Consider the following 23,454-nt stretch of genomic DNA (forward strand, 5'->3'; position numbering starts at 1 on the left):
GGCCGTGGACTACTCCACGTCCCCGCCCGAGTCCTCCGCGTCGTCGATCTCCTGCTCGAGGCCGAGCTGTTCGGCGAGCCACTTGTCGAACTCGATGGCCGCGCGGACCCAGCTCACGACGGAGGAGACGAAGTGGTTGAGGTCGACGCCCGTGCCGATCAGCATCTGGGCCTCGCCGATGAGGCGGACCGTGCCGTCGTCGTGGGTGTGGGTGTAGACCTTGGGCCACAGGGTGCGCCGGTTCCAGTCGTCGACGGACTCAAGCAGCCGCGTCTTCTCCTCGATCTGGTGCGGGCGGTCGTAGAAGGTCCGCACGGAGAAGACGGCCTGCTCGTCCTCACCGCGGAACATGAAGTACGTACGGAACTGCTCCCAGGGCGCCGCGAGGTCGCCCTCCTCGTCCACGACGTACTTCAGCTCCATCTGGTCCAGGAGCTGCTTCACGAGGTCCTGATCCGGGAGGACGGGGCCCGCCGGTCCCTGCGGCTGCTGCTCGGGCTGGCCCCCGAAGTTCGGAATCGAGGACGGGTCGATGCTCACCGTGGTTTTCCCTTCGTACGGAATTCCGCCATCCTCCCCCAGAGGGGGAGGTCCGTGGCAAGCCCCGGCGCGGCCTGTCAGCCACGGGCGGACACGCGGCCCGCGCGCGGGTGCCACGCGTCGCCTGGACGAGTGACACCCGGACCGCGCGGGCAAACGTGGGGGCCCGGATTTACAGGGACTTTCCGGTCGCCGGAGCCACCTTCAGGCCGTCCTCGGCGCGGTCCACGCGGACCGTGTCGCCGTCCTTGATCTCGCCGGAGAGGATCTCCTTGGCGAGTCGGTCGCCGATGGCCGTCTGGACCAGGCGACGCAGGGGGCGGGCGCCGTACGCCGGGTCGTTGCCCTCCTCCGCGAGCCAGGCCAGGGCGTCGGGGGTGACGTCGAGGGTGAGGCGCCGCTCCGCCAGCCGCCGGCCGAGCCGGTCGATCTGGAGGCGGGCGATCCGGGCCAGCTCCGCCTCGCTGAGCGCGGAGAACACCACCAGGTCGTCCAGCCGGTTCAGGAACTCCGGCTTGAACGAGGCCCGTACCGTGTCCAGCACCCGCTGCCGCTTGTCCGCCTCGTCCAGCGCCGGGTCGACCAGGTACTGGCTGCCCAGGTTGGAGGTGAGCACCAGGATGGTGTTGCGGAAGTCGACGGTGCGGCCCTGGCCGTCGGTCAGGCGGCCGTCGTCCAGCACCTGGAGCAGGATGTCGAAGACCTCGGGGTGCGCCTTCTCCACCTCGTCCAGCAGCACCACGCTGTACGGGCGCCGCCGCACGGCCTCGGTGAGCTGGCCGCCCTCCTCGTACCCCACGTAGCCGGGAGGCGCGCCGACCAGGCGGGCGACGCTGTGCTTCTCGCCGTACTCCGACATGTCGATGCGGATCATGGCCCGCTCGTCGTCGAAGAGGAAGTCCGCGAGCGCCTTGGCCAGTTCGGTCTTGCCGACGCCGGTCGGGCCGAGGAACAGGAAGGAGCCGGTGGGCCGGTCCGGGTCCGCGACCCCGGCGCGGGCACGCCGTACCGCGTCGGAGACGGCCTGTACGGCCTCGCTCTGGCCGATGAGCCGCTTGCCCAGCTCGTCCTCCATGCGCAGCAGCTTCTGCGTCTCGCCCTCCAGCAGGCGGCCGGCCGGGATGCCGGTCCAGGCGGCGACGACGTCCGCGATGTCGTCGGAGCCGACCTCCTCCTTGACCATGGTGTCCTTCGCGGCCTCCTCCTCGGCCTCGGAGGCGGCCTCCAGCTCCTTCTCCAGCTCGGGGATCTCCCCGTACAGCAGCTTGGAGGCGGTGTCGAAGTCGCCGTCGCGCTGGGCGCGTTCGGCCTGGCCGCGCAGGTCGTCCAGGCGCTCCTTCAGCTCACCGACGCGGTTGAGGGACTGCTTCTCCTTCTCCCAGCGGGCGGTGAGCCCGCGCAGCTCCTCCTCCTTGTCGGCGAGGTCGCGGCGCAGCCGCTCCAGGCGCTCGCGGGAGGCCGGGTCGGTCTCCTTGCCGATCGCCAGCTCCTCCATCCGCAGCCGGTCGACCCCGCGCTGGAGTTCGTCGATCTCCACCGGGGAGGAGTCGATCTCCATGCGCAGCCGGGACGCGGCCTCGTCCACGAGGTCGATCGCCTTGTCGGGCAGGAAGCGGGAGGTGATGTACCGGTCGGACAGGGTCGCGGCGGCCACCAGCGCGCTGTCCGCGATCTGCACCTTGTGGTGCGCCTCGTACCGCCCCTTGAGACCACGCAGGATGGCGATGGTGTCCTCGACGCTCGGCTCGGCGACCAGCACCTGCTGGAAGCGCCGCTCCAGCGCCGGGTCCTTCTCGATCCGCTCGCGGTACTCGTCCAGCGTGGTCGCGCCGACCATGCGCAGCTCGCCGCGGGCCAGCATCGGCTTGAGCATGTTGCCCGCGTCCATCGCGGAGTCGCCCCCGGCGCCCGCGCCGACGACGGTGTGCAGCTCGTCGATGAAGGTGATGATCTGCCCGTCGGAGCCCTTGATCTCCGAGAGCACGGCCTTGAGCCGCTCCTCGAACTCACCGCGGTACTTGGCGCCCGCGACCATCGCGCCGAGGTCCAGCGAGACCAGCCGCTTGTCCTTCAGGGACTCCGGCACGTCGCCCTTGACGATGCGCTGCGCCAGCCCCTCGACCACGGCGGTCTTGCCGACGCCCGGCTCACCGATGAGGACGGGGTTGTTCTTGGTGCGGCGGCTCAGTACCTGCACGACCCGGCGGATCTCCTGGTCCCGGCCGATGACCGGGTCGAGGCGGCCCTCCCGGGCGGCGGCGGTGAAGTCGGTGCCGAACTTCTCCAGGGCCTTGTACTGACCCTCGGGGTCGGCGGTGGTCACGCGGCGTCCTCCTCTGGCCTTCTGAAAGGCGTCTTGCAGCTTCTTGGCGGTGGCTCCCTGCTCGCGGAGCACTTCCCCGGCGGCGCCGCCCTTCGAGGCGAGACCGGTCAGCAGGTGTTCGGTGGAGAGGTAGTCGTCCCCGAGGTCCCCGGCGCGCTCGTCGGCGTCCGCGAGGACGGCGAGCAGCTCCCGGCTGGGCTGCGGGGGCGCGACGGTGGAGCCGGTCACGCTGGGCAGCGAGGCGAGCGCGCGCTCGGCCCCGGTACGCACGGCGGCCGGGTCGGCGCCGACGGCGGCGAGCAGGTCGGTGATGTTCTCGTTGTCCTGGCCCGCGAGCAGCGCCAGCAACAGGTGAGCGGGCGTCAGGTCGGGGTGCCCCTCCGTCACGGCCCGCTGGCTTGCGGCGTTGATCGCGTCCCGGCTCCTGTTGGTCAGCTCGGCGTCCACGTGCGTGTTCTCCCCTTCCGCCACTGCTCCACTGATGACTTAACCAGTGTACACAAACTTGAGTCTGGTGCGCTCAATTAAGGGCGGGGAACTTCAGGTTGGCTAGGTTTCAGCCATGGCCTCATATTCCGTGGATCTGGACACACCGGACGATGCGTACGTCGCCTTCTGGCGGGAGCGGCACCTGAGCACGCTCACCACCCTGCGCCCGGACGGCAGCCCGCACGTGGTGCCGGTGTGCGTGACCTGGGACCCCGAAGCGGGCATCGCCCGTGTCATCACCAGCGGCACCAGCACCAAGGCGGCGCTGGTGCGCGCGGCCGGGGACGAGGGCGCGCGGGTGGCGGTGTGCCAGGTGGACGGCCGGCGCTGGGCCACGCTGGAGGGGCGGGCGCGGGTGCGCGAGGACCGGGCGGCGGTCGCGGAGGCGGAGCGGCGCTTCACCGAGCGGTACGGCCGGGAGCCGCGGGAGAACCCGCTGCGGGTCGCCCTGGAGATCCAGGTGGAACGCGCGCTCGGGCGCGGCTGAAGAATTCCGGCCCCGTGGCCGGAGTGCCGATACCCCGAAATATGCGCAGAAACTGCAGCGGCGTCACCGTGTTCAGGTCACGGTGACGCCGCTGCGGGGGGAAGTACCTGAGGCGATCTTTTACGACGGGGGAATCGCGTCAGGCACTGCGGGGGGTGGCAGTTGTGGTCCTGAGGTCGGCGACCTCGGGCTCCGCGAGACGGTGGTCCCGCTGGTCGAGATTGACGAAGATCATGCCGTACCGGACGGCACACCGCACCGGCTGCGGCGCGCCGCGGGGCTTGCGCAGGCAGCGGTACGCCCGTACGTCCTCGTCCTCGTCACGGGTGACCACCACCGGCTCGCCGAACACCGTCACCATCAACGAGTCGCCGCTGTGGGGGATGGCGGTGACCAGGTCGATGAAGTGCCAGCCGGAGCGGTAGGCGGTGGCCATCTCACGACGGAAGGAGCGGTCGTCGGGAGGCGTGGTCATGGTGATCAGTCCCACCGCGTGTCGAGCGGGGCGACGTCCCACCTCGTGTCCGCCGGCGTGGTGTCCCACCTGGTGTCGGCCGGTGTGGTGTCCCACCGGGTGTCCTGAACGCCCGCCGCTGTCGCGGCCCCCCCGTCACCCGGCGAGTGCGCGCTCGTCGCACCGGAGAGGCCCGCCAGTGTTCCGACGGCCGCAACGGCGGAGAGAGCGGCAACAAGCGCCGAGCGAAGCATTCTGTTACGCATGGTCGGCTTCGTCCTCACTTGAAAGTCCCCTCTTCCCCCGTCGAGTTAGACGATGGCTCATTCAGGCACATCATCGCCACACGATCGGTGCATCATGTTCCTGCATGTTCAGGACCCTGGGGGGTGGAGATTTGGTAACAAACGGGACAGAGGCGACACATCCCCACGCGGTGACAGAGATGTGCGCGGAAGGAAGCCGCCTCTACGCGAGCGCCCTGCGCACCGGCCGCATCCCGCGCGCGGACGCCGAGGCCGCTCCGTGCCTGATGGAGTTCGCCCTGCTCCACCCCGACCCCGACGATCCCGGCTGGCTGCGGCCCGTGGCGCCGGCCGTCGCGCTGGCCCAGCGGCTGACCCCGATCGAGCGGGAGATCGCCGAGCGGCGGCGCCGGTCCATCGTGCTCTCCGAGATCTTCGAACCCTTCATGACGCTGAGCGCCCGCGAGGACGCCCCGACGCACGCCATCACCGTCCTGGAGGGCCTGGACCGCATCAACGCGGCCCTGGACCTCGCCACCGGCCAGTGCCGCACCGAGGTGCTCACCGTGCAGCCCGGCGGCCGCCGCAGCCCCGAGAACCGCCTGCTGGAGGCGCTGGACCGCGACCGCCCGCTGATCGAGCGCGGGGTGCGCATCCGCACCCTGTACCAGCACACCGCCCGCTACAGCGCCGACCGCCTCGCCTACGTGGACCGCTTCACCGACGGCAAGGCCGAGTACCGCACCATCGACGAGCTGGTCGAGCGGCTGATCATCTGCGACGAGACGGTGGCCTTCATCCCGGTCCGCGAGGACCGCCAGGTCGCCCTGGAGCTGCGCCACCCCGGCCTGGTGCGCTACCTGGTCAAGGTCTTCGAGTTCATGTGGAACCGCGCGGTCCCGCTGAGCGCCGGCACGCCCTACGAGACCGCCCCGGACGGCATCACCGACATCCAGCACTCCATCGCCAAGCTGCTGGTGGAGGGGCACGTCGACGAGGCCATCGCGCGGCGTCTCGGGATGAACGTCCGCACCTGCCGGGCCCACATCGCCAAGCTGGCCACCGCACTGGGCAGCGGCAGCCGGGCCCAGCTCGGCTACCTGATCGCCCGCTCCGGCATCCTCAACGAGGAGGTCTGAGGGGGGCGTTCAGGGCGTACGCGCACCGGCGGGCGCGGGCGCGGGTCCGTGCGAGGGGCCGTCCAGCCCCACCTGGGCGATACGGACGCCGAGTTGGGTACGGCTGGTCGCGCCCAGGGTCTCCGAGAGCCGCGCGATGTGCGCGCGGCAGGTGCGCACGCTGATGCCGAGCCGCTCGGCGATCACCGCGTCCTGGTGCCCCTCGGCGAGCAGCGCGGCGATGGCGCGTTCGCGGTGCGAGATGCCCTCGATGCCGGTGTCGGGCAGCGGCGCGGTCAGCGGGATCGCCAGCCGCCACAGCCGCTCGAAGACCGTCACCAGGTACTCCACCAGCGCCGGGTGGCGCAGCTCCAGGGCCATCGTGCGGTCGGTGTTGGCGGGGATGAAGGCGACCGTGCGGTCGAAGAGGATGAGCCGGTCGATGACCTCGTCCAGGGTGCGGGCCTCCACCGCGTCACCCATCAGCTCCAGGTAGTTGAGCAACCCCTGGCCGTGCCGGGCGACATGGGTGTACAGGTCGCGCATCCGTACCCCGCGGCCACGCAGTTCGAGCGCCCGGTGCAGCCCCTCGGTCAGCTCGGCCTCGCGCCGGATGCCGCCGGGCTGCACGGTGAGCACCTCGGTCGCGCACCGCTCGGTCGCCTCGTCCATCGCGGCCTGGATACGGGTGAGCCCGTCCAGCACCCGGATCGCGGCGCCTTCACCCTGTGCGGCGAGGGCGGGCAGTTGACGGCCGAGTCCGGCGTACCAGTCGAACGCGGCGACCGCCGAGCCCATCCGGCGCCGGCTCTCGGTGACCTCGTCGTAGACCCCGCGCAGCAGCCGGGTCATCACCTCCTGCGGGGAGGTGGGGACCAGCCAGTCCATGTCGTCGGGGTCGGGGTGCAGCAGGGCCAGCTCCAGCAGGCAGGGCACCGGCTCGGCGTCCGCGCGGGGCACCCGGCCCCGGCGCACGGCACGGGAGTACACGCGGTCCCCCTGCCCGCACAGCCGGTCGGCACCGTGGGGATGCTCCTCCGTCGCGTGCCCGGCCATCGCCCATTCCACCCCCGGTCGCCGCCACTTCGCAGCGCAACTATGCGCGGCCCCGCCCGCCTCCGCAACACGGCTCCTCCCGGCCCACGGACCGCGAAACACCGGTATGCCCGGATCGCCGGGGGCGGTCCGGCACACGAAGAGGGAGGCGGCCCCGCCGTCACCGGGGCCGCCTCCCTCACCTGTCTCCGGGTCGCTCCCCGGCCGCGTACCGGCGCGTCAGCGCAGGCCCACGGCCGCACAGGCCGACTTGTAGGGGGCGGTGCAGATCTGGTCGACGGTGTAGATGCCGTCCTCGACGACCGTGTCCTTGATCTTGCTCTTGGTCAGCGCGGTCACCTGGACCAGCTTGGCCGGGATCTGCTTGTCGGTGGGGCTGTCGATGCGGTCCTGGGTGAGGGCGTCGAACTGGATGTCCTTGCCCTGCACCTTGGCGACGGCCATCTGGGCCGCGGCCTCGGCCTCGTCCGGGTAGGACTTGTAGACGCTCATGTACTGCTGGCCCGCCAGGATGCGCTGCACGGCGTCCAGTTCGGCGTCCTGGCCGGTGATCGGGGGCAGGTTGGTGACGCCGGCGTTCTTCAGGGCCTTGATGACGCCGCCGGCCATGCCGTCGTTGGCGGCGTAGACGGCGGCGATGTTGTCCTTGCCGATCCGGCCTATCGCCTCGGTCATGTTGGCCTCGGCGTTCTCCGGCTTCCACTCCTTGGTGTCGAAGCTCTCCGCGATCGTCACCTTGCCGTTCAGCTCGGAGAGCGCGCCCTCCTTGAACTGCTTGGCGTTGGGGTCGGTGGGCGAGCCGTTCATCATCACGATCTTGTCGGAGAGCCCGGCACCCGACCCCAGCCGCTCCAGCAGGGAACGGCCCTGCACCTCGCCGACCAGCTCGTTGTCGAAGGAGATGTACGCCTGGATCGGGCCCTCGGCCAGCCGGTCGTAGGCGATGACGGGGATGCCCGCGTCCTTGGCCTTCTTCACGGTCGGCGCGATCGCGTGCGCGTCGACGGCGTCCAGCAGGATGACGTTGACCTTCTCGTCGATCATCCGCTGCATCTGCTCGGCCTGCTGACCGGCGTCCGCGTCGGCGTTGGCGTACTCGACCTTGCCCTTCTTGTGGGTCAGTTCGGCCACCTTGCTCTTGATGATGGGGTAGTCGAACTTGTCGTAGCGGGTGTTCGCCTTCTCCGGCAGCAGCAGGCCGACGGTGACCTGGTCGCCCATGGTCGGGCTCGCGCTCGCGTCGTCTCCCGCCGCGTTCAGGACGCCGCAGCCGGCGAGCGGGAGGACCATCGTGGAGACGGCCACGGACATGGCGATACGACGCATTGGAGGGCTCACTTCAGGTGCGTTCCGACGGGGTGCTGCGTGCGACCCGGGTGTCTGAAAAGACAACGCGGAGGCGCCCCATGGCGTCAAGCAAAACAACTTAACGAGATGGCAACACCACGCTGCGTTCAGCAGGTGAAGACCTGGCGGAACCTTGCGTAATCCACTGTAAACACCCTTCACAGCCTCCCCGCGCGAACCGCGTGTTACGTACACACAGGCGAATGAACTCGGCCACGGCGTGAACGCCCGCTGTGCACGGCCTTCGTGAAAACACGAAGGGGCCGGGAGGCTCGTGCCTCCCGGCCCTTCGAGGGTGCTCGCCGGACGGGTCCGGCCAGTGAGGTCAGTCCGCGGACTGCTGCCGCTTCGGCCGCCACACCACCAGCGCACTGGTCTGCTGGACCTCCTGGTACGGGACCAGGTCCCGCCGGTAGGAGGCGTGCACGGCGGCCTCGCGCTGACGCATCGTCGCCGCCGCGCCGTCCAGGGCCGATTCCAGCTCCGCGACACGGGACTGGAGGGCCGCGACGTGGTTCTCCAGTTCGATGATGCGCTTGATGCCGGCCAGGTTGATGCCCTCGTCCTGCGACAACTGCTGCACCTGGCGGAGCAGTTCGATGTCACGCGCCGAATAGCGCCGCCCGCGCCCCGCCGTGCGGTCCGGGGAGACCAGACCGAGGCGGTCGTACTGCCGGAGCGTCTGCGGATGGAGTCCGGAGAGCTGCGCGGCGACCGAGATGACGTAGACCGGGGTCTCCTCGGTCAGCTCGTACGGGTTGCGCCGACGACCTGGTGTGTCCATCGGGCTCATTCTCCCTTCGCGGCCTCGAACAGCTCCGCCCGCGGGTCCTCGTCCGCGGTCGCCTCGCGATACGCCTCCAGCGCGTCACGAGCCTTCCCCGAGAGGTCCTTCGGGACACTCACCTCCACGGTGATCAGCAGATCGCCGTGGCTGCCGTCCTTGCGCGCCGCGCCCTTGCCCCGCGCCCGCATGGTGCGGCCGTTGGGCGTGCCGGGCGGCAGCTTCAGGGTGACCGGGGACCCGCCGAGGGTGGGCACCCGCACCTCACCGCCGAGCGCCGCCTCGGTGAAGGTCACCGGCACGGTGACGGTGAGGTTGTCGCCCTTGCGGCCGAACACCTTGTGCTCGCCGACATGGACGGTGACGTACAGATCACCCGCCGGGCCGCCGCGCTCGCCGGGCGCGCCCTTGCCGCGCAGCCGGATGCGCTGCCCGTCGGTGACGCCCGCCGGGATGCGGACCTGCATGGTCCGCGAGGACTTGGCCCGGCCGCTGCCGCTGCACTCCGTGCAGGGGTGCTCGGCGATCAGGCCGCGGCCCTTGCAGTCGGGGCACGGGTCGGTGAGCGAGAAGCCGCCGCCCGAGCCCCGCGCGACCTGTCCGGTGCCGACGCAGGTCGGGCACACGCGCGGCGTGCCGTTCTTGTCGCCGGTGCCCGAACACGCCTTGCAGGGCGCCTGGGAGGTCATCCGGAGCGGTACGGTCGCGCCCTCGATCGCCTCGGTGAAGCTGAGCGTCACCTCGGTGTCGACGTCCTGCCCCCGGCGCGGCTGGGTACGGGTGGTACCCGCGCCGCCCCGGTTGAACAGGCCGCCGAAGACGTCGCCCAGGCCGCCGCCGAAGCTGCCGCTCTGCGCGCCGCCCGCACCGCCGGCGCCTCCGAAGAGGTCGCCGAGGTCGAAGTTGAACTGACCACCGCCCGCGCCCGGCCCCGGCCGGAAACCGCCGTTGCCGAACAGGGCCCGCGCGTCGTCGTACTCCTTGCGCTTCTTGGGGTCACCGAGGACGTCGTTCGCCTCGGAGATCTCCTTGAAGCGCTCCTCGGCGCGGGTGTTGCCCTTGTTGGCGTCCGGGTGGAACTCGCGGGCGAGCTTCCGGTACGCCTTCTTGATCTCGGCCTCGGTGGCGTCCTTGGGGACGCCGAGGACCTTGTAGAAGTCCTTCTCGATGAAGTCCTTGGTACTCATCCCCGACGTCCCTCCTTCCGGACCTGCATGATTTCCGTGATTACGTCAGCCCTCCTCCGGGCCACCGTTCTCCTTGTCGTCGGCCGCGCTCTCCTCGGCCTCCTCCGCCTTGACGGTCTGCGCGCCGGGCTGCGGCTCGGCGACGGCCACCCGCGCGGGGCGGATGGTGCGCTCACCGATGCGGTAACCGGGCTGGAGGATGGCCACGCACGTCGTCTCGGTGACGTCGGGCGCGTAGGAGTGCATCAGGGCTTCGTGGATCGTCGGGTCGAAGGGCTCGCCCTCCTTGCCGAACTGCATGAGGCCCATCTTGGCCGCCACGGTCTCCAGCGACTCGGCGACCGACTTGAAGCCGCCGAGCAGTTCGCCGTGCTCCCGTGCGCGGCCGATGTCGTCCAGCACGGGCAGCAGCTCGGTCAGGAGGTTCGCGATGGCGACCTCCTTGACCGCGACGCGGTCGCGCTCGACGCGGCGGCGGTAGTTCTGGTACTCGGCCTGGAGCCGCTGGAGGTCGGCCGTGCGCTCACCGAGCGCCGTCCGCACCTGGTCCAACTGCGCCACCAGACCGGCGTCCGCACTTGCGTCCCCCGCCGGGGCCGCCTCCTTCTCGGAGGCGGCCTTCGGCTCGGCGTCGTCGGGGTTCGCGCCGGAGGGGACGTCGGGCTTCTCCTCGAAGCCCGGGGTCTCCTCCGTCACGCGGCACCGTCCTTGCGCTCGTCGTCGACGATCTCGGCGTCCACGACGTCGTCGTCCTTGGCCTCACCGGCGTCGGCGGAGGGACCGCCGGCGGCCTGGGCGCCCTGGGCGTCGGCGTACATGGCCTGGCCGAGCTTCTGCGAGACGGCCGCGACCTTCTCGGTGGCCGTACGGATCTCGGCGCTGTCCTCGCCCTTGAGCTTCTCCTTCAGCTCGGCGACAGCCTCCTCGACCTCGGTCTTGATCTCGCCCGGGACCTTGTCCTCGTTGTCCTTGAGGAACTTCTCGGTCTGGTAGACGAGCTGCTCGCCCTGGTTGCGGGACTCGGCGGCCTCGCGGCGGGCGTGGTCCTCCTCCGCGTACTTCTCGGCCTCCTGGCGCATGCGGTCGACCTCGTCCTTCGGCAGCGAGGAGCCACCGGTGACGGTCATCTTCTGCTCCTTGCCCGTGCCCAGGTCCTTCGCGGTCACGTGCATGATGCCGTTGGCGTCGATGTCGAAGGCGACCTCGATCTGCGGGACACCGCGCGGGGCCGGCGGCAGACCGGTCAGCTCGAACATCCCGAGCTTCTTGTTGTACGCCGCGATCTCGCGCTCGCCCTGGTAGACCTGGATCTGCACGGAGGGCTGGTTGTCCTCGGCGGTGGTGAAGATCTCGGACCGCTTGGTCGGGATCGTCGTGTTCCGCTCGATGAGCTTGGTCATGATGCCGCCCTTGGTCTCGATACCGAGGGACAGCGGGGTGACGTCGAGGAGCAGGACGTCCTTGACCTCGCCCTTGAGGACACCGGCCTGGAGGGCGGCACCGATGGCGACGACCTCGTCCGGGTTGACGCCCTTGTTGGCCTCGTTGCCGCCGGTCAGTTCCTTGACCAGCTCGGCGACGGCCGGCATACGGGTCGAACCGCCGACGAGGACCACGTGGTCGATCTCGCCGAGCTGGATGCCCGCGTCCTTGATGACGTTGTGGAACGGCGTCTTGCAGCGCTCCAGGAGGTCGGCGGTGAGCTGCTGGAACTGGGCGCGGGTGAGCTTCTCGTCCAGGTGCAGCGGGCCCTCGGCGGACGCCGTGATGTAGGGCAGGTTGATCGAGGTCTCCGTGGAGGAGGACAGCTCGATCTTGGCCTTCTCGGCGGCCTCGCGGAGGCGCTGGAGGGCCATCTTGTCCTTGGCGAGGTCCACGCCGTGGCCGGCCTTGAACTGCTGGACCAGGTAGTCGACGACGCGCTGGTCCCAGTCGTCACCACCGAGGTGGTTGTCACCGTTGGTGGCCTTCACCTCGACGACGCCGTCACCGATCTCCAGCAGCGACACGTCGAAGGTGCCGCCACCGAGGTCGAAGACCAGGATGGTCTGGTCGTCCTTGTCGAGGCCGTACGCCAGCGCGGCGGCGGTCGGCTCGTTGACGATGCGCAGGACGTTCAGACCCGCGATCTCACCGGCCTCCTTGGTCGCCTGACGCTCGGAGTCGTTGAAGTACGCCGGGACGGTGATGACCGCGTCGGTCACCTTCTCGCCCAGGTAGGACTCGGCGTCGCGCTTCAGCTTCTGCAGGATGAACGCGGAGATCTGCTGCGGGTTGAAGTCCTTCCCGTCGAGCTGGATCTTCCAGTCGGTGCCCATGTGGCGCTTCACCGAGCGGATGGTCCGGTCCACGTTCGTGACCGCCTGGCGCTTGGCGACCTCGCCGACGAGCACCTCACCGTTCTTGGCGAAGGCGACGACGGACGGCGTGGTCCGGGCACCCTCGGCGTTGGTGATGACGGTGGGCTCGCCGCCCTCCAGAACGCTGACGACGGAGTTAGTCGTGCCCAGGTCGATGCCGACCGCACGTGCCATGGTTGATTCCTCCAGAGGACTTGAGTGGGACTGGCTCAAGTGTGCCACTCCGATCGCACGGGGTCAACAGACATGAGCCGACCGGACTCAACTCTTATATGGCGCTTATATGCAAGGCAGTGCGCACGGGGGCGACTTGCCCTCTATGGGCGCCGTTCCGCCGTCCCGGCGAAGGCAACCCTCAGCGACTCATCTCACCCCGCGCCGTGCTGCATCGCGCAGGAGGATGGGGGTAGTCTCAGACGGACTGCATAAGTTACCGCTTAGTAATTTCGAGGCCGCCTCAGGAGCCCCTCATGCAACTCGCCGCGATCATCGTGTCGCTGGTCCTGACCGTGGTCGGTGTCGCGCTGCTCGCCCGGGCCATCGGACAGTTCGTCCGGTACTTCAAGCTGGGCCAGCCCGTCCCCGCCGGTACCCGGACCGACAACCCGTACCAGCGCAGCGTGACCCTGGTGCGGGAGTTCCTCGGCCACACCCGGATGAACCGTTGGGGCATCGTCGGCGTGGCCCACTGGTTCGTGGCCGTGGGCTTCCTGACGCTGCCGCCGACCCTGGCCCAGGCGTTCGGCCAGCTCTTCAAGGCCGACTGGACGCTGCCCTTCATCGGCGACTTCCTGCCCTTCGAGCTGTACATCGAGTTCATCGGTGTGATGACCGTGCTCGGCATCGCCGTGCTCATGGTCATCCGGCTGCTGAGCCTGCCCAGCCGGCCGGGCCGCAAGTCCCGCTTCGCCGGGTCCAAGGCCGGCCAGGCGTACTTCGTCGAGTACGTCATCCTCACCATCGGCCTGGCGATCTACACCCTGCGCGGCCTCGAGGGCGCCCTGCACCACGTGGACCACTACGAGGCGGCCTACTTCGCCTCGTACCCGCTGGTCCTGGCCTTCAAGGCGCTCAGCGTCACCACGCTGCAGAACCTGGTCTACCTGGTGGCCATGATCAAGATCGGGACCTCGTTCATCTGGATGATCGTGGTCTCGCTCAACACCAACATGGGTGTGGCCTGGCACCGCTTCCTCGCGTTCCCGAACATCTGGTTCAAGCGGGACGCGGACGGCGGGGTCGCGCTCGGCGCGCTCCAGCCGATGACCTCCGGCGGCGAGCCGATCGACTTCACCGACCCCGGTGAGGACGACGTCTTCGGCGTCTCCCAGGTCGAGCAGTTCTCCTGGAAGGGCCTGCTGGACTTCTCCACCTGTACCGAGTGCGGCCGCTGCCAGTCGCAGTGCCCCGCGTGGAACACCGGCAAGCCGCTCTCCCCGAAGCTGCTGATCATGTCGCTGCGGGACCACGCCCACGCCAAGGCGCCCTACCTGCTCGCGGGTGGCGGCAAGACCATGGAGGGCGACGAGAAGGCGTCCGAGGAGCAGCTCGCCTCGGTGCCCGCGGCCGCCCTCGCCGAGGCCGAGCGCCCGCTGATCGGCACCGCCGAGGAGAACGGTGTCATCGACCCGGACGTCCTGTGGTCCTGCACCACCTGCGGCGCCTGTGTCGAGCAGTGCCCGGTGGACATCGAGCACGTCGACCACATCGTCGACATGCGCCGCTACCAGGTGATGATCGAGTCCGCGTTCCCGTCCGAGGCGGGCACGATGCTCAAGAACCTGGAGAAGAAGGGCAACCCCTGGGGCCTGGCCAAGAAGCAGCGCCTGGAGTGGACCAAGGAGGTCGACTTCGAGGTCCCGGTCGTCGGCAAGGACATCGAGGACCTCTCCGAGGTCGAGTACCTCTACTGGGTCGGCTGCGCCGGCGCCCTGGAGGACCGCGCCAAGAAGACCACCAAGGCGTTCGCCGAGCTGCTGCACATCGCGGGCGTCAAGTTCGCCATCATGGGCGGCGACGAGAAGTGCACCGGTGACTCCGCCCGCCGCCTCGGCAACGAGCCCCTGTTCCAGGAGCTCGGCATGGAGAACGTCATGTCCCTCAACGCCGCCTTCGGCGAGGAGATGGACGAGGACGGCAAGGTCGTGCCCGAGTCGGCGAAGCCCAAGTCGGCCAAGAAGATCGTCGCCACCTGCCCGCACTGCCTCAACACGCTCGGCAACGAGTACCCGCAGCTCGGCGGCGACTACGAGGTCATCCACCACACCCAGCTGCTCCAGCACCTGGTGGACGAGGGCAAGCTGATCCCCGTCACCCCGGTCGAGGGCATCATCACCTACCACGACCCCTGCTACCTGGGCCGGCACAACAAGATCTACACGCCTCCGCGCGAGATCATCGGCAAGGTCCCGGGGCTGCGGAACGAGGAGATGCACCGCCACAAGGAGCGCGGCTTCTGCTGTGGCGCCGGTGGCGCGCGGATGTGGATGGAGGAGCGGATCGGCAAGCGCATCAACAACGAGCGCGTCGACGAGGCCCTCTCCCTCAACCCCGACATCGTCTCCACCGCCTGCCCGTTCTGCCTGGTCATGCTGACCGACTCGGTCAACGGCAAGAAGAACGACGGGAAGGCCAAGGAGTCCATCCAGGTCGTCGACGTCGCCCAGCTCCTGCTGGACTCCGTCCGGACCCCGGCGGACCCCGCGGACGAGGACGAGCCCGCCACCGAGCCGGAGCCCGAGCCGGCGAAGTAGCGCACCGCTTCGCACACGACGGCGCCCCCCGGTCCACGAGGCCGGGGGGCGCCGTCGTACCCGTAGGGGTTACTTCGGGGACGCCTGCTGCACGACCTCGAAGGACCACAGGGTGGAGCCGGCCGCGGCGGGCCGCTGCTTCTCACCGCCCTCACCGCCGCCGGCGCCCTGGTGGGCGGCCTTCATGGGGCCCTCCATCCACGCCTGAAAGGCCGCGTCGTCGCGCCAGCGGGTGTAGACGAGGTACTGATCGGTGCCCTCCACCGGCCGCAGCAGCTCGAACCACTCGAACCCGTCCGAGCTCTCCACCGTGTGCGCCCGCGAGGCGAACCGCTTCTCCAGCACCTCCCGCTGCTCGTCGGGAACGGTCAGCACATTGATCTTCACTACGCTCATGCCCCCATCCTGCCCCCACCGGCCGGGCCCCGCCCGCCCCGGAAGTTTTCCGGGAAGCCGCACAACCGTTCCCCGCCGGTGTCGGTCTGATGATCGCCAACCGCTTCGCGGCCCCCTGGGCGACCAGGGCCCACGCGGGCTGTCGGCCCTTCACCGACTTGCGGATGCCGCTCCCGGCATCCCCCGTACGCCGCAGGAGAACCCCATGCGCGCGCACCACAGAATCGTCATGGCGACGGCCACCACGGCCGCGCTCACCGGCGGCCTGCTCACCTTCACCACCGCCCCGGCCACGGCCGCCGACTCCACCACGGTCGCCAAGGCCGACTTCAACGGCGACGGCATCGGCGACCTCGCCACCTCGGCCGCCGACGCCTACGTGGCCGGCCGCAAGGGCGCCGGCCAGGTCGTCGTCCTGTACGGCACCAAGACCGGCGTCTCCGGCGCCAGGCACACCACCCTCAGCCAGGACACCCCCGGCGTCCCCGGCGGCGCCGAGATCGGCGACGCCTTCGGAGGCTCCCTGGCGTACGGCGACTTCAACGGCGACGGCTACGACGACCTCGCCGTCGGCGTCCCGCACGAGAAGCTCGGCAGCGACACCAACGCCGGTGCGGTCGCCCTGCTCTGGGGCTCCAAGAGCGGGCTGACCGGCAAGAGCGCGGAACTCCTCGACCCGGCGCAGTCCTCCCACGACTACTGGGGCCACGTCATGGCGGCCGGCGACTTCGACGGCGACGGCCGCACCGACCTCGTCGTGGGCGCCTCGACCTCCGCGCTGTACCTCTACAAGGGCGGCTTCAGCTCCACCGGCACCACCCCGAGCCGCACCACCCTCAACCCGCCGATCCAGTCGGGCGACGACACGTACCCCTTCGGCCCGCTGAACCTGACCGCGGGCGACGTCAACGGCGACGGCCGCACCGACCTGGTCGTGGACGGCTACGAGACCAAGACCCGCTACGGGTGGAACACCAACTACTGGCTGCCCGGCACCGCGAACGGTCTCAGCACCGCCGCCGCCAAGAAGCTCAAGTCCGGCATCATCACCGGCATCGGCGACATCAACGGCGACGGCTACGGCGACATCGTCAGCGGCGCCATGTGGGACGCCGGCAAGCTGGAGGACGGCACCGCGGTCCCGGACGCCTCCACCGGGGGCCGCGTCAACATCACCTACGGGTCCGTCTCCGGGCCGAGCCGCACCGCCGCGATCAACCAGGACACCGGCAACGTCCCCGGCGGCTCCGAGAAGGGCGACGGCTTCGGCGGCGAGCTGGACCTCGGCGACATCAACGGCGACGGCTACCAGGACCTCGTGATCGCAAGCATCTTCGAGGACCTCGGCAAGGTGTCGGAGGCGGGCATGGTCACCGTGCTGTACGGCTCCGCGAGCGGCGTGAACACCACCACCCGCGCCCAGTCCTTCGCCCAGAGCAGCGCGGGCGTCCCCGGCGGCGACGAGAAGGCCGACCACTTCGGCATCGACGTCAAGCTGGACGACGTCACCGGCGACGGCCGGGCCGACCTGCTGGTCGGCGCCGACGAGGACGGCGGCGACGGCGCCCTCACCTACCTGCCCTCCGACGGTACGAAGATCACCACGTCGGGCTCCCGCTTCGTCAACACGGCCGCCGTGGGCGTCTCCACCTCCGGCACGCCCCGGTTCGGCAGCATCTTCGGCGACTGAGGCCCCCACCGCACCACGGGGATCACACCGAACTCACGTACAACCTTTACCTTTCGCCGCGGGTCTCCTGATCGCCGCCGGCCCGCCTCGCGGGCCGTCGGCGATCCCTCGTCCGGCCGGGCGCGCAGCAGTGCGGGCCCGGCCCACTCCCGCTCGGAGCCCGCCTTGCGCAAGCGCGTCCTTCTCCTGGCCGCCACCCTGACCACCGGCCTGCTCACCGCCCTGCCCGCCACCCCGGCCGGCGCCGCGCCGTCCCGGCTGTCCGGTGACTTCAACGGTGACGGGTACCTGGACATCGCCCTGAGTGCCGCAGGCCACGACGTCGGCAAGGCCCAGCAGGCCGGCGCCGTCGTCGTGCTCTACGGCTCCTCCTCGGGCGTCTCCGCCGCCAGGCGCAGTGTGATCACCCAGAACTCCGCCGGGGTCCCCGGCGGGGCCGAGACGGGCGACCTCTTCGGCGCGAGCCTGGCCGCGGGCGACCTGGACGGCGACGGCTACTCCGACCTCGTGGTGGGCGCCACGAGCGAGAGCATCGGCGACCGGGACCAGGTGGGCAGCGCCACCATCCTGTGGGGAGGCAGGTCCGGCCTGTCCGGCGGCGCCTTGGTGCCCCAGCCGGCCGCCCTGCCCGAGTGGAGCGACTTCGCCCAAGGCATCGCGGTCGCCGACTTCGACGGGGACCACAAGCTCGACCTGACCCTCACCGGCCGGACCCAGACCCGGCTGTACAGGGGACCCTTCACCCGCTCGGGCACCCCGGTGACCAACACCGGCGTCGGCGAACTGGGCACCACGACCGAGACCTTCGCGGGCGACCTCGACGGCGACGGCGCGGCCGAGCGCTTCTACCCCTTCCTCGTCGACGGTGACGAGGGCGGCGACATCATCTACTACACCTGGACCGGCTACAAGCACGCCATGAAGCACCTGCCGAAGGCGGACGGCGTGGCCGGCTCGGTGGCCGACATCAACGGCGACGGCTACGGCGACGTGGTCCTCGGCGACGCCTCCGACCCCACCACGACCAAGAAGTCCGGTCACAAGGGCGGCCAGATCACCGTCTGGTACGGCGGCCCCGGCGGCCCGGACCCGGCGCAGACCCCGACCGTGATCCACCAGGACACCACCGGAGTGCCCGGCACCGGCGAGTCCGACGACCTGTTCGGCTCCTCGGTCGGCACCGGTGACATCAACGGCGACGGTTACGCCGACGTCGCGGTGGGCGCGCCCGGCGAGGCCCTCGGCAAGGCCCTCGGGGCCGGGGCGGTGACCATCCTGTTCGGCTCCGCCTCGGGCCTGACCACGAAGGGCGCCCAGGGCTGGACGCAGGACTCGAAGGGCGTACCCGGCGGCTCGGAGACGGGGGACCAGTTCGGCCAGTCGGTCCGTCTGCTCGACATCAACCGGGACGGCAAGGCCGACCTGGTGACCGGCGCGGGCGGGGAGGACGGCCACGGCGCCGTCACGATCCTGCGGGGCTCGGCATCCGGCCCGACCACCGGCTCCGCCAAGTTCATCGCCGCCCGCGACGTCGCCCTGACCGGTACGGGCAACTTCGCCTCGGCGATCGCCCCGTGACCCGCACCCGACTCCGGCCTCCCCAAGGACACTTCATGCGTACGCGCGTCCTCGCCCTCGCTCTCACCGGACTCGTCGCCCCGCTCGCGCTTTGCGTGCCCGCCCACGCGGCCCCGGCCGCCGCCCCCTACGACTTCAACGGCGACGGCCGTGTCGACCTCGCCGTCGGCGCACCCGACGCCACCGTGAACGGCCGGTCCAAGGCCGGTGCCGTCTCCGTCGTCTACGGCGGCTCCGCCGGGCTGAAGACGGCCACCCGCACCCTGATCACCCAGGACACCGCCGGAGTGCCGGGCGCCGCCGAGGCCGGCGACGCCTTCGGCACCGCCGTGGCGAGCGCCGACCTGGACAAGGACGGCTACGCCGACCTGCTGGTCGGCGCGCCCGGCGAGGACGTGGACGGCGACACCAATGACGGCATGGTGGTCGTCGTCTGGGGCGGCCGGAACGGGCTGTCCGGAGCCCGCGGGGTCATGGACTACTGGCACGACGAGAAGGACCGCTACGGGCAGGCGCTGGCCGTGGGCGACCTCGACCACGACGGCGACCTCGACGCGGCGATCGGCTCCAACGGCTCCATCGGCCTGAGCTTCCTCAACGGCCCGATCACCAAGTCCGGCGCCTGGCAGGGCGCCTCCGGCTCGGGTGTCACCGATGCCTACTCCCCGTCGTACGGCGTCACCTCCATGACCGCGGGGAACGTCTCCGCCGCCTGGTCCACCAGCCTGGTCGTGCACGGCAGGCGGCCGGGCACGGGAGGCACGGTCACCGACCTCATCGCCGACCCCTCCATCGGCAACTACGGCGACTGGCTCCAGAGCCTGCCCGCAGGCACGGTCTCGGCGATCGGCGACATCGACAAGGACGGGTACGCCGACATCGCCGTCGGCAACCCCGCCGAGCGTTCCGCCGACCCCGCCGGGGCGAAGGGCGGCCGGGTCACCGTCGTCTACGGCGGGCCGGACGGCAAGGACACCTCGCGCGCGCCGCTGGTGCTCGACCAGGACACGCCGGGCGTCCCGGGCGGAGCCGAGACCGGCGACGCGTTCGGCGGCAGCGTCTCGCTGGGCGACGTCGACGGGGACGGGTTCATGGACCTGGCCGTCGGCGCGCCCGGCGAGGACGCTGGCGCCGGAGCGGTCACCCTGCTGTACGGCAGCGTCTCGGGGCTCACCACCCAGAAGGCCGCATGGTTCGGCCAGAACACCGCGGGTGTCCCCGGTGGGTCGGAGAAGGGCGACCGTTTCGGCGGGCGTCTCATGCTCGCCGACCACTCCGGTGACCGCCGCGCCGAGCTGACCGTCGCGGGCCCCGGCGAGGACGCGGGCGACGGCGCGGTCTGGTCACTGCGCGGCTCGGCGGGCGGCCCGACCACCACGGGCTCGCTCTCCTTCGGCCCCAGGACCACCGGCATCGCCACCACGGGCACCCCGCACTTCGGGACGGCCCTCAACGGCTGAGCCCGGCTGTCGCCTCCTGCCCGCCCCCGGTCAACCCTTGCTCAACCTCTGCTCAACCCCGATGCGAACCCTGACGGTCCCTTAGGGGATGTCACAGGATGGCCGCAATGCCGGGCCCGACCCCCCGGGCCCGGCACGCGGGCGGCCGGGAGCAGGTACGTTCGACGGGTGGCTGGATTCAGGATGGGACGCGGGGACCGGGACAACCGCACCGCGCAAGGACAGCAGGCGCACGCACCCCAGGGCCCGACGTACGGCGGTCAGGCCCCGCACCACGGGCAGCGGGGGCCCGCCTACGGCTACCCGCAGGGCCGTACGGGGCACCCGCAGGGGAACCAGTACGGGTACCCGGGGCCGGCGAACGACGGCCCGGAGTACTTCGGCGACCCCGGCCACGGCGGGCACGACCCGTACCCTGCGAACCAGCCGGGCCACACCCAGGCGTTCTCCATCGACGAGGCGTCCGCCTACACCCAGGGCGAGACCTACCACGCGGGCTCGGCGCAGCCCCCCGGGCCGTCCGGCCCGCCGCTGCACTGGAAGGAACTGCTGAAGGGGGTCGTCCTCAACCCGAACCCGACCTTCCTCCGCATGCGGGACTACACGATGTGGGGCCCGGCCCTGATCGTGACGTTCCTCTACGGCCTGCTCGCGGTGTTCGGCTTCGACGGCGCCCGCGCGGACGTGATCGGCGCGACGTTCACCAACGCGGTCCCGATCGTGCTGATCTCGGCCGTGGCGATGGTGCTGAGCGCGTTCATCCTGGGCGTGGTCACCCACACCCTGGCCCGCCAGCTCGGCGGCGACGGCGCCTGGCAGCCGACGGTCGGTCTGTCGATGCTGATCATGTCGCTGACGGACGCCCCGCGGCTGGTCTTCGCCATGTTCTTCGGCGGCGACGCGAGCTTCGTCCAGGTCATCGGCTGGATCACCTGGCTCGGCGCGGGCACCCTGCTCACCCTGATGGTCTCCCGCTCCCACGACCTGCCCTGGCCGAAGGCGCTGGGCGCGTCCGCGATCCAGTTGATCGCGCTGCTGTCGATCGTGAAACTGGGGACTTTCTGATTCGAGTACGCACAGACTTCGAGTACGTACAAGAGGGGCTCCCGGCACTGTGCCGGGAGCCCCTCTCGCATCCTCATCAACCGATCAGACCATCGCTGATCAATTTGAGAGTGCGCGTAGTGATCCTCTTTGTTGCGTCCTGGGCGCCCTGCGTGATGGCGCCCTGGATGTTGTCGGTGCCGCTCTGGGTGCCGCCCTGGATGTTGTCGCTGCCGCTCTGCGTACCGCCCTGGGTGTTGTTGGTACCGCCCTGGGTACCGCCCTGGGTGTTGTGAGTGCCGCTCAGCGTGCCGCCCTGCGTGTTGTTGGTACCGCTCTGCGTGCCGCCCTGGGTGTTGTGGCTACCGCCCTGGGTGTTGAAAATATTACCGTAATACCCATTGTTGAAAACAATGGTAGCCCCTGCGGGGGATCCAGGATCGTTGCGGTTTTCCGCGGAAGCCTGGCCCGCCGTTGCGCCTGTCAGCGCCATGGCAGCGGCAAAAGACAGAGTTGCGAAGATGCCGACCCGTTTCACGGTAAGCCTTTCTTGCGGTAGACAGCAGATAGGACTTCTTGCGGACCAAATTAGCCGCAACCCCTCACTGCGTAACTACAGCGACACAGGCAATGTCACCCGTACAGAGTGTCGGCAGGCTGCACCGTGATGGCGAGGCGCTTTGCATGCCAATACCGCAACGGCGACTCCAGGCCGGCGGGTCCTCTCTCCGTGCCATAACTATCCGGGCGTAGAAGAGTGCCGTGGCCCCAGGGGTTATGCGATGTGATCGACCCTGGAGAACACGGCATCACCCCGCAGAGGTTTCCTCCGCGGGGTGATGAACTCCGTCTAGCGATTAACCCTGGACACCGCCCTGGGTGTTGCCGGTGCCGCCACCCTGGACCCCGCCCTGGGTGTTGCCGGTGCCGCCACCCTGGACCCCGCCCTGGGTGTTGCCGGTGCCGCCACCCTGCACACCGCCCTGGGTGTTGCCGGTGCCGCCACCCTGGACCCCGCCCTGGGTGTTGCCGGTGCCGCCACCCTGCACACCGCCCTGGGTGTTGCCGGTGCCGCCACCCTGCACACCGCCCTGGGTGTTGCCGGTGCCGCCACCCTGGACCCCGCCCTGGGTGTTGCCGGTGCCGCCACCCTGCACACCGCCCTGGGTGTTGCCGGTGCCGCCACCCTGCACGCCGCCCTGGGTGTTGCCGGTGCCGCCACCCTGCACACCGCCCTGGGTGTTGCCGGTGCCGCCACCCTGCACACCGCCCTGGGTGTTGCCGGTGCCGCCACCCTGGACCCCGCCCTGGGTGTTGCCGGTGCCGCCACCCTGCACGCCGCCCTGGGTGTTGCCGGTGCCGCCACCCTGCACGCCGCCCTGGGTGTTGCCGGTGCCGCCACCCTGGACCCCGCCCTGGGTGTTGCCGGTGCCGCCACCCTGGACCCCGCCCTGGGTGTTGCCGGTGCCGCCACCCTGCACACCGCCCTGGGTGTTGCCGGTGCCGCCACCCTGCACACCGCCCTGGGTGTTCCCAGTACCGCCACCCTGCACGCCACCCTGGGTGTTGCCGGTGCCGCCACCCTGCACACCGCCCTGGGTGTTGCCGGTGCCGCCACCCTGCACACCGCCCTGGGTGTTGCCGGTGCCGCCACCCTGCACGCCACCCTGGGTGTTGCCGGTGCCGCCACCCTGCACACCGCCCTGGGTGTTGCCCCTACCGCCTTGGACACCGCCCTGGGTGTTCCCAGTACCGCCACCCTGGACACCGCCCTGGGTGTTCCCAGTACCGCCACCCTGGACACCGCCCTGAGTGTTGCCCCTACCGCCCTGGACCCCGCCCTGGGTATTACGGCCCTGGGCATTACGGTTGACCTTGCAGTTCTTCTTCTGGCACGGCTTGTCCGGCGTCGTCGCGTGAGTTCCTGTGGGCGCCGGGGTGGCGAACGCGGTGGAGGGCGTCAGAGCACCCCCAGCAGCCAGGGCAGCCGATGCCGTCACCAGCGCCGCACGCTTCGCGAAGTTCTGCATGATGATTCCTTTCCGGGGACTGCCGGGACCGGCGCGGTTCGCGGCCCCGATTCGTTACGGAGGGCGTCCTCCGTAGCCCTGGGGCTCCAGCCGCCTCAACCCCGAGACGTCAA

At 70.4% G+C, this 23,454-nt stretch carries 19 protein-coding genes; 7 read left to right on the top strand and 12 right to left on the bottom strand.

Features of this window, described 5'->3' with window-relative positions; translation table 11 throughout:
* Nucleotides 1-9: 9 nt before the first annotated feature.
* Together OG448_RS14300 and clpB are read right to left on the bottom strand one after the other, a co-directional pair.
* Entirely contained in the window at nt 10-540 is a 531-nt protein-coding gene (locus OG448_RS14300; protein ID WP_030816547.1) for a YbjN domain-containing protein, read from the bottom strand.
* Nucleotides 541-712: 172 nt separating this feature from the next.
* Nucleotides 713-3,310 carry an ATP-dependent chaperone ClpB gene (gene clpB / locus OG448_RS14305; RefSeq protein WP_405558801.1) on the bottom strand — a complete coding sequence of 866 codons (2,598 nt, stop codon included), beginning with the start codon at nt 3,308-3,310 and terminating at the stop codon, nt 713-715.
* Nucleotides 3,311-3,425: 115 nt separating this feature from the next.
* On the opposite strand from clpB, the gene OG448_RS14310 reads away from it, so the two are divergent.
* Complete coding sequence (locus tag OG448_RS14310; protein ID WP_405554040.1) at nt 3,426-3,839, top strand: pyridoxamine 5'-phosphate oxidase family protein; 414 nt, start codon at nt 3,426-3,428, stop codon at nt 3,837-3,839.
* 139 nt (nt 3,840-3,978) lie between these two features.
* Here OG448_RS14310 and OG448_RS14315 read toward each other — a convergent pair whose 3' ends face one another.
* Nucleotides 3,979-4,314 (bottom strand): hypothetical protein, encoded by a 336-nt coding sequence (locus OG448_RS14315; protein WP_030816552.1) that lies wholly within the window; start codon nt 4,312-4,314, stop codon nt 3,979-3,981.
* 349 nt (nt 4,315-4,663) lie between these two features.
* Between OG448_RS14315 and OG448_RS14320 the strand changes: the two genes are divergently transcribed.
* A complete protein-coding gene (locus OG448_RS14320; protein ID WP_405554043.1) occupies nt 4,664-5,677 on the top strand; it encodes a helix-turn-helix transcriptional regulator in 1,014 nt (337 codons plus the stop codon).
* A gap of 9 nt (nt 5,678-5,686) precedes the next feature.
* On the opposite strand, the gene OG448_RS14325 is transcribed toward OG448_RS14320, so the two are convergent.
* From OG448_RS14325 to dnaK, 6 genes are all read right to left on the bottom strand, one after another.
* On the bottom strand, nt 5,687-6,712 hold the full coding sequence (locus OG448_RS14325) for a LuxR C-terminal-related transcriptional regulator (RefSeq protein WP_391297418.1): 1,026 nt from the start codon (nt 6,710-6,712) through the stop codon (nt 5,687-5,689).
* Between the two features lie 219 nt (nt 6,713-6,931).
* Nucleotides 6,932-8,038: a sugar ABC transporter substrate-binding protein gene (locus OG448_RS14330; protein ID WP_405554045.1), complete on the bottom strand. Its 1,107-nt coding sequence runs from the start codon at nt 8,036-8,038 to the stop codon at nt 6,932-6,934.
* Nucleotides 8,039-8,384: 346 nt separating this feature from the next.
* Complete coding sequence (locus OG448_RS14335) at nt 8,385-8,843, bottom strand: heat shock protein transcriptional repressor HspR (RefSeq protein WP_030816557.1); 459 nt, start codon at nt 8,841-8,843, stop codon at nt 8,385-8,387.
* Between the two features lie 5 nt (nt 8,844-8,848).
* Nucleotides 8,849-10,030 (bottom strand): molecular chaperone DnaJ, encoded by a 1,182-nt coding sequence (gene dnaJ, locus OG448_RS14340; protein WP_161201748.1) that lies wholly within the window; start codon nt 10,028-10,030, stop codon nt 8,849-8,851.
* Nucleotides 10,031-10,075: 45 nt separating this feature from the next.
* On the bottom strand, nt 10,076-10,726 hold the full coding sequence (gene grpE / locus OG448_RS14345; protein ID WP_381097986.1) for a nucleotide exchange factor GrpE: 651 nt from the start codon (nt 10,724-10,726) through the stop codon (nt 10,076-10,078).
* Complete coding sequence (gene dnaK, locus OG448_RS14350; RefSeq protein ID WP_086692773.1) at nt 10,723-12,564, bottom strand: molecular chaperone DnaK; 1,842 nt, start codon at nt 12,562-12,564, stop codon at nt 10,723-10,725. Before dnaK ends, grpE begins: the two co-directional genes overlap by 4 nt.
* A gap of 296 nt (nt 12,565-12,860) precedes the next feature.
* Here dnaK and OG448_RS14355 point away from each other — a divergent pair, with 296 nt between their 5' ends.
* Nucleotides 12,861-15,143 carry a (Fe-S)-binding protein gene (locus OG448_RS14355; protein ID WP_405554048.1) on the top strand — a complete coding sequence of 761 codons (2,283 nt, stop codon included), beginning with the start codon at nt 12,861-12,863 and terminating at the stop codon, nt 15,141-15,143.
* 69 nt (nt 15,144-15,212) lie between these two features.
* On the opposite strand, the gene OG448_RS14360 is transcribed toward OG448_RS14355, so the two are convergent.
* Nucleotides 15,213-15,539: an antibiotic biosynthesis monooxygenase gene (locus OG448_RS14360; protein ID WP_350900950.1), complete on the bottom strand. Its 327-nt coding sequence runs from the start codon at nt 15,537-15,539 to the stop codon at nt 15,213-15,215.
* Nucleotides 15,540-15,744: 205 nt separating this feature from the next.
* Between OG448_RS14360 and OG448_RS14365 the strand changes: the two genes are divergently transcribed.
* The 4 genes from OG448_RS14365 to OG448_RS14380 all read left to right on the top strand — a co-directional run bounded on the left by OG448_RS14365 (nt 15,745) and on the right by OG448_RS14380 (nt 21,332).
* Nucleotides 15,745-17,229: an FG-GAP repeat domain-containing protein gene (locus OG448_RS14365; protein WP_405554050.1), complete on the top strand. Its 1,485-nt coding sequence runs from the start codon at nt 15,745-15,747 to the stop codon at nt 17,227-17,229.
* A 165-nt stretch (nt 17,230-17,394) separates the two neighbouring features.
* A complete protein-coding gene (locus OG448_RS14370) occupies nt 17,395-18,807 on the top strand; it encodes an FG-GAP-like repeat-containing protein (RefSeq protein WP_405554052.1) in 1,413 nt (470 codons plus the stop codon).
* A 35-nt stretch (nt 18,808-18,842) separates the two neighbouring features.
* Nucleotides 18,843-20,267, top strand: coding sequence for a hypothetical protein (locus OG448_RS14375; protein WP_405554054.1), 1,425 nt, complete (start codon nt 18,843-18,845; stop codon nt 20,265-20,267).
* Nucleotides 20,268-20,435: 168 nt separating this feature from the next.
* On the top strand, nt 20,436-21,332 hold the full coding sequence (locus OG448_RS14380; protein ID WP_405554056.1) for a YIP1 family protein: 897 nt from the start codon (nt 20,436-20,438) through the stop codon (nt 21,330-21,332).
* A gap of 76 nt (nt 21,333-21,408) precedes the next feature.
* On the opposite strand, the gene OG448_RS14385 is transcribed toward OG448_RS14380, so the two are convergent.
* Nucleotides 21,409-21,849, bottom strand: a complete 441-nt coding sequence (locus tag OG448_RS14385) for a hypothetical protein (protein ID WP_405554058.1) — start codon at nt 21,847-21,849, stop codon at nt 21,409-21,411.
* Between the two features lie 319 nt (nt 21,850-22,168).
* Nucleotides 22,169-23,341 carry a hypothetical protein gene (locus OG448_RS14390; RefSeq protein ID WP_405554060.1) on the bottom strand — a complete coding sequence of 391 codons (1,173 nt, stop codon included), beginning with the start codon at nt 23,339-23,341 and terminating at the stop codon, nt 22,169-22,171.
* Nucleotides 23,342-23,454: the final 113 nt, after the last annotated feature.

It is taken from the genome of Streptomyces sp. NBC_01171 (genome assembly GCF_045039805.1).
Classification (GTDB): Bacteria; Actinomycetota; Actinomycetes; order Streptomycetales; family Streptomycetaceae; genus Streptomyces.

Coding starts and splice junctions, on each gene's coding strand:
- OG448_RS14310 (WP_405554040.1), top strand. CDS start 3,426: ATGGCCTCATATTCCGTGGATCTGGACACACCGGACGATGCGTACGTC.
- OG448_RS14315 (WP_030816552.1), bottom strand. CDS start 4,314: ATGACCACGCCTCCCGACGACCGCTCCTTCCGTCGTGAGATGGCCACC.
- OG448_RS14320 (WP_405554043.1), top strand. CDS start 4,664: ATGTTCAGGACCCTGGGGGGTGGAGATTTGGTAACAAACGGGACAGAG.
- OG448_RS14325 (WP_391297418.1), bottom strand. CDS start 6,712: ATGGCCGGGCACGCGACGGAGGAGCATCCCCACGGTGCCGACCGGCTG.
- OG448_RS14330 (WP_405554045.1), bottom strand. CDS start 8,038: ATGCGTCGTATCGCCATGTCCGTGGCCGTCTCCACGATGGTCCTCCCG.
- OG448_RS14335 (WP_030816557.1), bottom strand. CDS start 8,843: ATGGACACACCAGGTCGTCGGCGCAACCCGTACGAGCTGACCGAGGAG.
- dnaJ (WP_161201748.1), bottom strand. CDS start 10,030: ATGAGTACCAAGGACTTCATCGAGAAGGACTTCTACAAGGTCCTCGGC.
- dnaK (WP_086692773.1), bottom strand. CDS start 12,564: ATGGCACGTGCGGTCGGCATCGACCTGGGCACGACTAACTCCGTCGTC.
- OG448_RS14355 (WP_405554048.1), top strand. CDS start 12,861: ATGCAACTCGCCGCGATCATCGTGTCGCTGGTCCTGACCGTGGTCGGT.
- OG448_RS14360 (WP_350900950.1), bottom strand. CDS start 15,539: ATGAGCGTAGTGAAGATCAATGTGCTGACCGTTCCCGACGAGCAGCGG.
- OG448_RS14365 (WP_405554050.1), top strand. CDS start 15,745: ATGCGCGCGCACCACAGAATCGTCATGGCGACGGCCACCACGGCCGCG.
- OG448_RS14375 (WP_405554054.1), top strand. CDS start 18,843: ATGCGTACGCGCGTCCTCGCCCTCGCTCTCACCGGACTCGTCGCCCCG.
- OG448_RS14390 (WP_405554060.1), bottom strand. CDS start 23,341: ATGCAGAACTTCGCGAAGCGTGCGGCGCTGGTGACGGCATCGGCTGCC.